This window comes from Methanocalculus sp. (genome assembly GCF_030651615.1).
In the GTDB taxonomy this organism is placed as follows: Archaea; Halobacteriota; Methanomicrobia; order Methanomicrobiales; family Methanocorpusculaceae; genus Methanocalculus.
Map to the genome: position 1 here is coordinate 1 of NZ_JAUSCG010000185.1, position 8,866 is coordinate 8,866.

Annotated in this window: 12 protein-coding genes; 8 read left to right on the forward strand and 4 right to left on the reverse strand. The window is 54.0% G+C overall.

What is annotated here, in order from left to right; genetic code table 11:
* Positions 1 to 756, forward strand: a 756-nt coding sequence (locus Q7V06_RS08055; protein ID WP_304840384.1) for a tRNA pseudouridine(38-40) synthase TruA, incomplete at its 5' end; no start/stop codon positions are given.
* On the opposite strand, the gene Q7V06_RS08060 is transcribed toward Q7V06_RS08055, so the two are convergent.
* Genes Q7V06_RS08060 through Q7V06_RS08070 form a run of 3 tightly spaced genes read right to left on the reverse strand, consistent with a single transcriptional unit; the run spans position 688 to position 2,255 of the window.
* Positions 688 to 1,308, reverse strand: coding sequence for a hypothetical protein (locus Q7V06_RS08060; protein ID WP_304840386.1), 621 nt, complete (start codon positions 1,306 to 1,308; stop codon positions 688 to 690). The two genes, Q7V06_RS08055 and Q7V06_RS08060, sit on opposite strands and share 69 nt — an antisense overlap.
* A gap of 38 nt (positions 1,309 to 1,346) precedes the next feature.
* Positions 1,347 to 1,895 (reverse strand): DUF2953 domain-containing protein, encoded by a 549-nt coding sequence (locus tag Q7V06_RS08065; RefSeq protein WP_304840388.1) that lies wholly within the window; start codon positions 1,893 to 1,895, stop codon positions 1,347 to 1,349.
* A complete protein-coding gene (locus Q7V06_RS08070; protein ID WP_304840391.1) occupies positions 1,896 to 2,255 on the reverse strand; it encodes a GerW family sporulation protein in 360 nt (119 codons plus the stop codon).
* A gap of 159 nt (positions 2,256 to 2,414) precedes the next feature.
* Between Q7V06_RS08070 and Q7V06_RS08075 the strand changes: the two genes are divergently transcribed.
* The 7 genes from Q7V06_RS08075 to trpA are packed head-to-tail and all read left to right on the forward strand — an operon-like array spanning position 2,415 to position 8,453.
* Complete coding sequence (locus tag Q7V06_RS08075; RefSeq protein ID WP_304840393.1) at positions 2,415 to 3,626, forward strand: anthranilate synthase component I family protein; 1,212 nt, start codon at positions 2,415 to 2,417, stop codon at positions 3,624 to 3,626.
* Positions 3,623 to 4,201, forward strand: coding sequence for an aminodeoxychorismate/anthranilate synthase component II (locus Q7V06_RS08080; RefSeq protein WP_304840395.1), 579 nt, complete (start codon positions 3,623 to 3,625; stop codon positions 4,199 to 4,201). Before Q7V06_RS08075 ends, Q7V06_RS08080 begins: the two co-directional genes overlap by 4 nt.
* Positions 4,198 to 5,214 carry an anthranilate phosphoribosyltransferase gene (gene trpD, locus Q7V06_RS08085; protein ID WP_304840397.1) on the forward strand — a complete coding sequence of 339 codons (1,017 nt, stop codon included), beginning with the start codon at positions 4,198 to 4,200 and terminating at the stop codon, positions 5,212 to 5,214. The genes Q7V06_RS08080 and trpD overlap by 4 nt, the downstream gene beginning before the upstream one ends.
* Before the next feature lie 26 nt (positions 5,215 to 5,240).
* Positions 5,241 to 5,954 (forward strand): indole-3-glycerol-phosphate synthase, encoded by a 714-nt coding sequence (locus tag Q7V06_RS08090; RefSeq protein WP_304840399.1) that lies wholly within the window; start codon positions 5,241 to 5,243, stop codon positions 5,952 to 5,954.
* Positions 5,945 to 6,517, forward strand: coding sequence for a phosphoribosylanthranilate isomerase (locus tag Q7V06_RS08095; RefSeq protein WP_304840401.1), 573 nt, complete (start codon positions 5,945 to 5,947; stop codon positions 6,515 to 6,517). The genes Q7V06_RS08090 and Q7V06_RS08095 overlap by 10 nt, the downstream gene beginning before the upstream one ends.
* The gene (trpB, locus tag Q7V06_RS08100) at positions 6,514 to 7,677 is read left to right on the forward strand and encodes a tryptophan synthase subunit beta (protein ID WP_304840403.1); all 1,164 of its coding nucleotides are present in this window, start codon (positions 6,514 to 6,516) and stop codon (positions 7,675 to 7,677) included. Before Q7V06_RS08095 ends, trpB begins: the two co-directional genes overlap by 4 nt.
* Positions 7,674 to 8,453 (forward strand): tryptophan synthase subunit alpha, encoded by a 780-nt coding sequence (trpA, locus tag Q7V06_RS08105; protein ID WP_304840405.1) that lies wholly within the window; start codon positions 7,674 to 7,676, stop codon positions 8,451 to 8,453. Before trpB ends, trpA begins: the two co-directional genes overlap by 4 nt.
* Here trpA and Q7V06_RS08110 read toward each other — a convergent pair.
* A partial coding sequence (locus Q7V06_RS08110; protein WP_304840407.1) for a helix-turn-helix domain-containing protein occupies positions 8,428 to 8,866 on the reverse strand: 439 nt, incomplete at its 5' end. The genes trpA and Q7V06_RS08110 overlap by 26 nt on opposite strands.

The window sequence follows — 8,866 nt, forward strand, 5'->3', positions numbered from 1 at the left end:
ATTATCGAAGCCTGCATTCGTCTCGGACTCTTTGATGACTTCAGGGAAGCTGGATTTGTCTCCGCAGGAAGGACTGATGCAGGTGTCTCGGCACGAGGTCAGGTGATTGCTCTTTCGACAGTGGAACCTGAGCGTGCAGTCTCCACGCTGAACCGGGTGCTCCCTGCCGACTGCTGGTGTACCGGGTGGGCAATTGTCCCGGATCATTTTAACCCGAGATATCGGGCAGAGAGCCGGACATATCGCTATCTCTTCACTGGATCTGGTCTTGATTTGGAAGCAATGAAGGAGGCATCCGGCTATTTTATCGGTGTACATAACTTTTCACGGATAGCCCGTGTAGAGGAGGGAAGAGATCCGACCAGGAAGATCCTCCGGACGAAGATCTGGATGGAAGATGATTCGATCATATTTGAGGTGGTGGGTGAGAGTTTCCTCTGGCATATGGTACGGGGGATGGCAACCCTCCTCCAGGCGGTGGGAACAGGCCTCATATCGCCTGATCGTGTCAGGACGATCTTAAATGAGCCTGGAGGCCGGATACCGGCGGCACCAGCAGATTCCCTCATCCTCTGGGATGTCGAATGCGGCCTCTCATATCACCCGATACCAATATCAGAGAAGGCAAAGCGGTGGCTTTCAGAGGAGAAAAGGCGATGTATCGCCGAAAAAAGGATGATATCGTGGTTAGGCGGGGACCGCCCTGATATCTTTCGGGAGGAGGAGATTCACGATAAACTGGGGCACCTGTTGTGAGGTCTTCACACTGAGGTAGAAATTTGCTGTTTTTGGGTCAGAGAGCCCACGGTAGTTTAAGAATATCTGGAAGTTCGTGTCGACGATAGTCATCCCGAGTGTCTTGACGATCGCCCGCCTCTCGGATATCAGTTTATTCTCCCCGACATCTATCTTCTGGGTATTACCATCGACTGCTATCAGCATCTCCTCTCCTGTGGAGAGGGCGACCATACTGATACCACTGACATCTACAGTCTGTCCAAGTGGGAACCAGACATTATAGGTCGTTGTGTACGGATAGGCAGCACCGGCAACCGGTGCATAGACTGTAACGTTTAAGGTTGCAAAGACTGCGACCACACCGATTAAGAGGATCAGTATCAGAACACCGATGATCTTCAGCTTACTTCCTTTCTTCTTTTCAGGAGGCTCAACGTACCGGATCTCATGAATTGTCTCTCTTTCACGGGTGACCGCAGGTGCCGGTGCCGGTGCTGGCTCCGGCTTTTTCTCAGGAGCATTCAATGGGTCCTGTACAGGCTCCTGCTCCTTCTTTTCATCTTCTGTCATAATGTATCACGTATACTGGAAAGATGCAATCAAAGTATTTAAAATGTGATGGTATCTTTCATTTTTCTCATCATTGGAATGAGGGAGGATACAAGGTGGAATAGTGATCGAATACGAAGACGGGATTGTACCCGAACTGCCCACGCAGGAGAGGTGAAGTCGGGGGTAATTGATAGACGAAGCCGTGTTCCGGTGAGGGCACCACGGAGTGCTGAGATCCAGCCGTATATCCTCCCGGTATCACCAGCATCAGAACAGCCATACCGACCGCTGATATCGACTGAGTCAACGCTGATTGGAAGTCTCGGAATAGTCGGGATCGAAAACCGTGTTTTTTCTCCGGACAGTTCCTCACGTTCTTCCTCCTCCTCTTTCGTAATACTAAACGATCTGATTGTACATCCGAAGATATGGACCTCAACGATCCAGCCCGGCAGAAGAAGGAGCGTGATCGGTCCAAGCGATCCGCGAGCATACCAGCCCTCAGGGTCAAGCGACCCCGATACCGTGACGCAGAAGGAGATGAGGAAGGGGAGGATCATCCCTCCCAGGCAGGCAAGGGCGAGGATGATAAGGAATAGATCCATTTACTCCTTCTTCGATCCCCGAATCGCCTCGATAACAGAGGGAAGAGACTCTGCTGCTGTTGCTATCGCCTGAGAGATCTCACCCTTCTTACCGAGTGTGAAGATCTGTATGCCTTCAGGTCCGGGAATGTTCTGGTGAATGACCATCACCGCAACCGGGGTTACACCTGCACCTGCACCGCCGCCTGACCCGGTGCCATCTTCCGCTTTTCCTTCTCCCCCGGCAAATCCGAAACCGACCGAGGAGATGGTGAAGATTGATCGTTCACCTGAGATGATCGGGTTTGACACCAGAATATCAGATGAAACCATCGTCCTGAGGTGCTCAAGAATTCCGTCAAAGACACTTCTTTCTGTCATGGAGGTGGATAGAACCGCTGATATTATAAAAGATTTCTCTCGTTACAAAGATTATCATTGTTCAGTAATGTATATATGTGTACAATACACACCATAAACTATGCAAATTGATACACCTGCCATGGTGATGCCGTCGGACTGGTAACCGCCGCATCCGGATTGTATCTCCCGATCAGGGGAGCAGATCCGGTTGCGGTATACCACGCCCTGGCAGAAGGACCAGGCTATATTCTTGAGTTTCCTGACTCTGCCATTACCCTTGGATTCTGCTCTGAGATTATAACTCTCCCTGATGATCCCTTCGATCAGCTCAGGTCAATCTCAACAGAACCTCCATTCTCCCCTGCCGGATACCTCGGCTATGAAGGGGGCGGAAGATTCCTCATCGCAAGGGATGCAGCCATCATCACTGCTGAGGGGATCACGCTCACCTCCCGCCGCCCTCTGGAAGAGGCGGCAGAAAAGATCCGCAGGATGGCAGACAGAGTCCTCTCAGCAGACCTCTCCTCTGATGTACCTGCTGGAAGTGACCTCCCCTCCGTTCTGACAACGACAATGGATCGGCATACTTTCACCGAAGGTGTCAGACGACTCAAATCCCATATCCGGGATGGCGACTGTTATCAGGCGGTCCTCTCCCGCAGGATAGACGTTCCCTTTACAGGGGTTCCTCTGAAGATATATGCAGGACTCAGGTCAGGCAATCCCTCATGTTATGGGTATTACCTCGATTTTGGTGACGAACAGATCGCAGGAGAGAGTCCTGAGATGCTCATCTCCGCAACCGGAAGTACTCTTACCACCGTTCCGATCGCAGGCACACGACCTCGTGGATCAGATCCCATTCAGGATGATATACTTTCAGCCGAACTCCTGGCCGATCCAAAAGAGAGGTCCGAACACCTGATGCTCGTCGATCTCGCGAGGAATGATATCGGAAGAGTTGCACGGTTTGGATCTGTCCATGTCTCCCGGTATGCAGAGGTGGCACGGTATCCACGTGTCCAGCATATCGTATCCACGGTCACAGCAGAATCTGCCCCGGGATCTGATGGTTATGACGCGCTCCGCTCCTGTTTTCCGGCAGGCACCGTCTCAGGTGCTCCGAAGAAGCGGGCGATGGAGCTGATTGCAGAAGAGGAGCGGGAGCTTCGGGGTGTCTATGCGGGTGCGATCGGTTATGCCGGAAGGGAGAAGATTGCATTTGCCATCACGATCAGAACCGTCGTCATCCGGAATTCTGTTGCTTCTGTTCAGGCGGGAGCAGGCATAGTAGCGGGATCTGATCCGGACAGGGAGTATGATGAGACTGCAATAAAAGCCGAGGCCTGCCTCCGATCCATCGCCGCTGCCGGAAGGGAGATCTCATGAAGGTCGCCATCATCGACTGTTTCGACAGTTTCAGCTATAATCTCGTCCAGCTTGTGGGGGGTCTTGGGGCTGATCCCATCGTGATACCCGCAGATCAGCCGCTCTCTGCTGTTGCCGGAGAGGAGCCCGATCGGATCATCCTCTCACCGGGACCGGGAAAGCCCGGAGATCTCGCCCTTCCGCTTCAGATCCTTGCCACCCTCTCAAAGACGGTTCCGACACTTGGTGTCTGCCTTGGGCATCAGGCGATCTGTACCGCAGCAGGAGGGAGGATCATTCATGCCCCCCGTCCCGTTCATGGTGAGGTGTCGTCGATCCTGCATGACAGACGAGGGATCTATCGGGGTTTAAAGAGCCCGTTCTCTGCGGTCAGGTACCATTCCCTTGTCATCGATCGACTCACCCTGCCACCGGATCTCGAGATCACCGCATATTCACTTGATGATGGTCTCCCAATGGGAATCCGCCATAAACGATACCCGATTGAAGGGGTACAGTTTCATCCCGAGAGTTTCCTCACCGAATCCGGTGACCTTCTTCTGGATGCGTTTCTTCATGGTGGTGACACTGCATGATTCAGGAGATCTGTCGTGCGATGGCTGATGGATCAGCAATTCCTCAAGGTGGGATTGCCGCGGCGTTTGCCGATCTCATCTCCGGCTCCGCAACACCTGCACAGACGGGGGCTTTCCTCTTTGCACTCAGGACACACCCCCTGAATGAAGATGATCTCTATGGTTGTGCCGATATCCTCCTCTCGAATGCAAGACGCCTCACTCTGCCCGGAGCCGATCGGGCAGTTGATACCTGTGGGACAGGTGGTGACCATGCGATGACCTTCAACATCAGCACAGCGGCTGCATTTGTCACCGCAGGAGCAGGTATACCGGTTTTAAAGCATGGAAACCGGGCGGTCACGAGCAGATCAGGATCTGCCGATGTGCTTGCCGTACTCGGGATCAGATCCTCTCGTACCGAGGAAGAAGCTGATATGGCTCTTCAGAATGCCGGTATTGCCTTTCTTTCTGCACGTGACTACCATCCTGCTGTACTGAGGCTGGCTGAGGTCAGATCGGAACTTGGATTCCGGACGATCTTCAATGTCGTAGGACCTCTCTCCCATCCGGCAGGCCCGATTAACCGTATCCTTGGGGTGTCTGATCCTGCCCTTCTCTATCCGATGGCCGGGGCGCTCCGCTCACTCGGTGTTTCCCATGCAATGGTCGTCTCCGGCAATGGAATTGATGAACTCTCGCTTTATGGAGAGAACCGGATCTGTGAGCTCCATTCCGGCAGGATCACCGATTACAGAATCACCGGATCAGATCTTGGTCTGTCGCCTGCACCAATTGAAGCACTTCGTGCAGATGGGCCTGATGAAAGTGCGGCGATGATCAGATCAGTACTTGATGGTGAAGATGGTCCCTGCCGTGATAGTGTTCTTCTGAATGCCGCCGGTGCGATAGTCGTTGGAGGTGGAGCAGCCACCCTCTCCTCCGCACTCACGATGGCAACGCGATCAGTCGATTCTGGCAGAGCAGCTGAATCGCTTGGGTTACTCTCGGAGATCGGGGGTGGGTCCGCTTGATCCTGGATGAAATTAAAAAATCGTCCATGATGAGGGCAGAGGCACTTCCGGAGGTGTTTCTGGAGGAACTGCTCCCGGTGAGGAGTCTTAAGCGAGCAATTCTGTCGAGATCTCCGGCGGTGATTGCTGAGGTGAAGTACGCATCTCCGCATGGAAGAACAGGTGCAACCCTTCCACCGGGTCAGCTTGCGGCTGCGATGGCAGCGGGTGGAGCTGTTGCCATCTCTGTTCTGACTGAGCCGACGGTCTTTGCGGGTGATCCATTATTCATCAGAGAGGTGAGGCGGCATATCAGTCTTCCAATCCTGAGAAAAGACATCCTCGTCCATCCCGTTCAGATAAAAGAGAGCCGTGCGATAGGTGCTGATGCGGTCCTGTTGATCGCCTCGGTGATCGGGAGTGATCTACCGGAATTTGTCGATCTGGCCCTGTCATGCGGGCTTGAACCTGTTGTTGAGGTAGGAGACGAGGAGGAAGCAGAATCGGCTCTTCTGACAAATGCGGATATCATCGGGATCAACAACCGTGATCTCTCCACCCTTAGCATTGATACCGATCGGGCTTCTCTGATAGCTCCGATGATCCGGTCTGCCGGTCGCATTCCGATTGCAATGAGCGGGATCACGAGGCCTGATGAAGTTATGAAGTATATGAAAACATGCAGTGCGGTCTTAATTGGAAGTTCGATCTCATCTGCATCAGATCCAAGGAGAGCAACGGAGAGATTTGTATGTATGTAAAAGTATGCGGAATTACAAGCCCAAAAGATGCCGAATCGGCAGTAGCTGCCGGTGCGGATGCGATCGGAATCATTCTCTTCACAGACTCCAAAAGGTCAGTCACCCTTCGTCGTGCAGAGGCCATCCTGAAGGCGGTTTCCGGGAAAGTGGAGACGGTCTGCGTCACCACGACGAGATGCCCTGCAGATATCAGTTCTATCTGCAGGCTCTCTCCGGATGCAATCCAGACCTATCATGATCATACGATCCCTGACCGTTTCGTCAGCATTTCCGGCTGGGATGGAATCACCCTCCCGACAGATGCTGCTGACTGCCTCCTCCTTGATGCCTCCCATGGCCGGGGTATACCGCTGAATGTTCACCATGCAAAGGCAGCGATAGCGAAGACAAAACTCCCGGTGATCCTCTCAGGAGGACTCACTCCTTCATCGGTTGGGGATGTTATCCGATCGGTTGGCCCGGCAGGAGTTGACGTCTCAAGCGGTGTTGAGATACGTCCGGGTGTGAAGGATCTGAATCAGGTAAAGGCATTTATCAGTGCATGCAGGGGAGAATATCCATGAAGGCGGGAAGATTCGGACCATATGGAGGAAGGTATGCACCTGAGATTCTGATCGCAGCATTGCAGGATCTCACACATTCATATGCCCGGTTTCAGCGTGATGCTGCGGCACAGGATGAGCTGCACTCACTTCTTACCCGGTTTGCCGGGAGAGAGACCCCGCTCTATGCGTGCAGAAATCTTGGAAAGGAGACCGGTGTGACCATCTGCCTGAAACGGGAAGATCTCCTTCATGGTGGTGCCCATAAGATCAATAATACCCTCGGCCAGGCGCTCCTTGCGAAGATGAGTGGAAAAAGGCGGCTTATTGCGGAGACTGGTGCTGGTCAGCACGGGGTTGCGACTGCGATGGCGGGTGCGGTCCTCGGCCTTGAGGTTGAGGTCTTCATGGGTGCTGTGGATATGCAGAGGCAGGCCCCGAATGTCTCGCGAATGGAGCTCCTCGGAGCAACGGTCACCCCGGTGACGACGGGATCGGCAACATTATCGGATGCTGTTGATGAAGCGCTCCGAAACTGGGCCGGATCAGCAGACGATACCCACTATCTGATCGGATCATGTGTCGGTCCTGATCCCTTCCCGGGAATTGTCCGCGACTTCCAGTGCGTAATCGGGAGGGAACTCTATACACAGTCTCTTAACCAGGAGGGGAGGCTCCCGGATGCCGCAGTCGCCTGTGTTGGTGGGGGATCGAATGCAATCGGGACCTTCTTTCCCCTCCTTGATCAATCTGTCCGGCTGATCGGAGCCGAAGCAGGGGGGAGGGGATTAGATCCCGGCAATCATGGCGCATCCCTCTCCTGTGGAACAGCAGGTGTCCTCCATGGAGCGTTCACTTCGGTTCTTCAGGATGATGAAGGGAGGATCAGTGAGACCCATAGTATCTCGGCAGGCCTTGATTATCCGGGTGTAGGGCCTGAACATGCGTATCTCAGGGATATCGGGAGGGCGGAGTACATGTGCGTGTCGGATGCAGAGGCGGTGGCAGCCTTCCGCCTCCTCTCCAGAACTGAGGGGATCATCCCTGCACTTGAGTCGGCACATGCGGTTGCAGCAGCACTTCGTCTCGCAGAAGAGATGGATGAAGGGAGCCTGATCGCCGTTACCCTTTCCGGGCGTGGAGATAAGGATCTTGCAACCGTCCCTGGAGGTCGGGTATGACCAGGATCGAAGCGGCATTCTCTAAGAGTGATGCCCCTCTCCTCATCGCCTGCACCGTTGCCGGGGACCCAACATATGAGCTCTCGCTTGAGGTGGTCAGAGCGATCATCGCAGCTGGTGCTGATATACTCGAATTGATCATACCGAATACAAATCCTGTTGCAGACGGCCCGGTGATCCGGTCTGCCCATGAACGGGCAATAATCGCGGGTGGAGGGGTTGAGACAGCATTTGCGCTCATCCGAACGATCAGGAGGGAGAGTCAGATTCCGATCTCCCTGATGACCTATGTCAATCCGATCATCGTCAGAGGGGAAGAGCAGTTCTTCAGGGATGCTGCAGATGCCGGTGCCGATGGCATTCTGGTTGTTGATATGCCCCCTGAAGAAGGGGCATCGCTTCTTAGACAGAAGAGGATCGATCCTATCTTCATCATCGCACCTTCTACTTCGCCGGATCGGATACGAATGATCGAAGCTCTCGGCCGTGGCTTCCTCTACCTCGTTTCGGCACCAGGTGTCACCGGGAGGCGTACGCACCTTCCTGATGACCTCGGAGTCAGAGTGAGAAGGGTGAAGGAATTATCTCATCTTCCAGTTGCGGTCGGATTTGGGATCGGATCTGCAGAGACCGCAGATGAGGCGGTGGGCGCCGGTGCAGATGCGGTGGTCGTCGGATCTGCCATCACCGAGTGTATTCTGGTGAACCCGGTCAACCCTGCTCCTGGTGTAGCCGAGGTCATCGGGACGATCAGGGGTGGGATGAGATTGAACTGATCCTCTCGATCCTTTTAGCGATGATGTTCGCTGCATTGATAACCGCCATCGGCTCAGGTTTCAATATTGCAACAGGAATATCGACGATCCGCTCGATGAGCGATGAGAGGATAGGGGCGCAGATGATCCCGGCAGCCCCCTCTCTTCTTGCCTCAACAGCTGCCATGATACAGTCATCGATGGAGTTTGCAGCATACCCTTTCAGCCGGATGGGTTTGCTGCCGATTGTGACCTCAGATCCCTCGATTTCATCAAGGAGGAACTTGGCAGCAACGACTGCGATGAACCTCCCTTCTTTCGGTTCAAACATGGCAACGATTCGCCGTACCGTCGATAAGCGGGGATCTCTCTCTCCGGAAGCGATCTTGTAGAGTGTTGCCGGGGGGATCCCGGCCTTCTCTGAAAGCTCCCGG

What these genes read in the sequence shown, in the direction of transcription:
- Q7V06_RS08060 (WP_304840386.1), bottom strand. Translation starts at nt 1,308, where the DNA reads ATGACAGAAGATGAAAAGAAGGAGCAGGAGCCTGTACAGGACCCATTG.
- Q7V06_RS08065 (WP_304840388.1), bottom strand. Translation starts at nt 1,895, where the DNA reads ATGGATCTATTCCTTATCATCCTCGCCCTTGCCTGCCTGGGAGGGATG.
- Q7V06_RS08070 (WP_304840391.1), bottom strand. Translation starts at nt 2,255, where the DNA reads ATGACAGAAAGAAGTGTCTTTGACGGAATTCTTGAGCACCTCAGGACG.
- Q7V06_RS08080 (WP_304840395.1), top strand. Translation starts at nt 3,623, where the DNA reads ATGAAGGTCGCCATCATCGACTGTTTCGACAGTTTCAGCTATAATCTC.
- trpD (WP_304840397.1), top strand. Translation starts at nt 4,198, where the DNA reads ATGATTCAGGAGATCTGTCGTGCGATGGCTGATGGATCAGCAATTCCT.
- Q7V06_RS08090 (WP_304840399.1), top strand. Translation starts at nt 5,241, where the DNA reads ATGATGAGGGCAGAGGCACTTCCGGAGGTGTTTCTGGAGGAACTGCTC.
- Q7V06_RS08095 (WP_304840401.1), top strand. Translation starts at nt 5,945, where the DNA reads ATGTATGTAAAAGTATGCGGAATTACAAGCCCAAAAGATGCCGAATCG.
- trpB (WP_304840403.1), top strand. Translation starts at nt 6,514, where the DNA reads ATGAAGGCGGGAAGATTCGGACCATATGGAGGAAGGTATGCACCTGAG.
- trpA (WP_304840405.1), top strand. Translation starts at nt 7,674, where the DNA reads ATGACCAGGATCGAAGCGGCATTCTCTAAGAGTGATGCCCCTCTCCTC.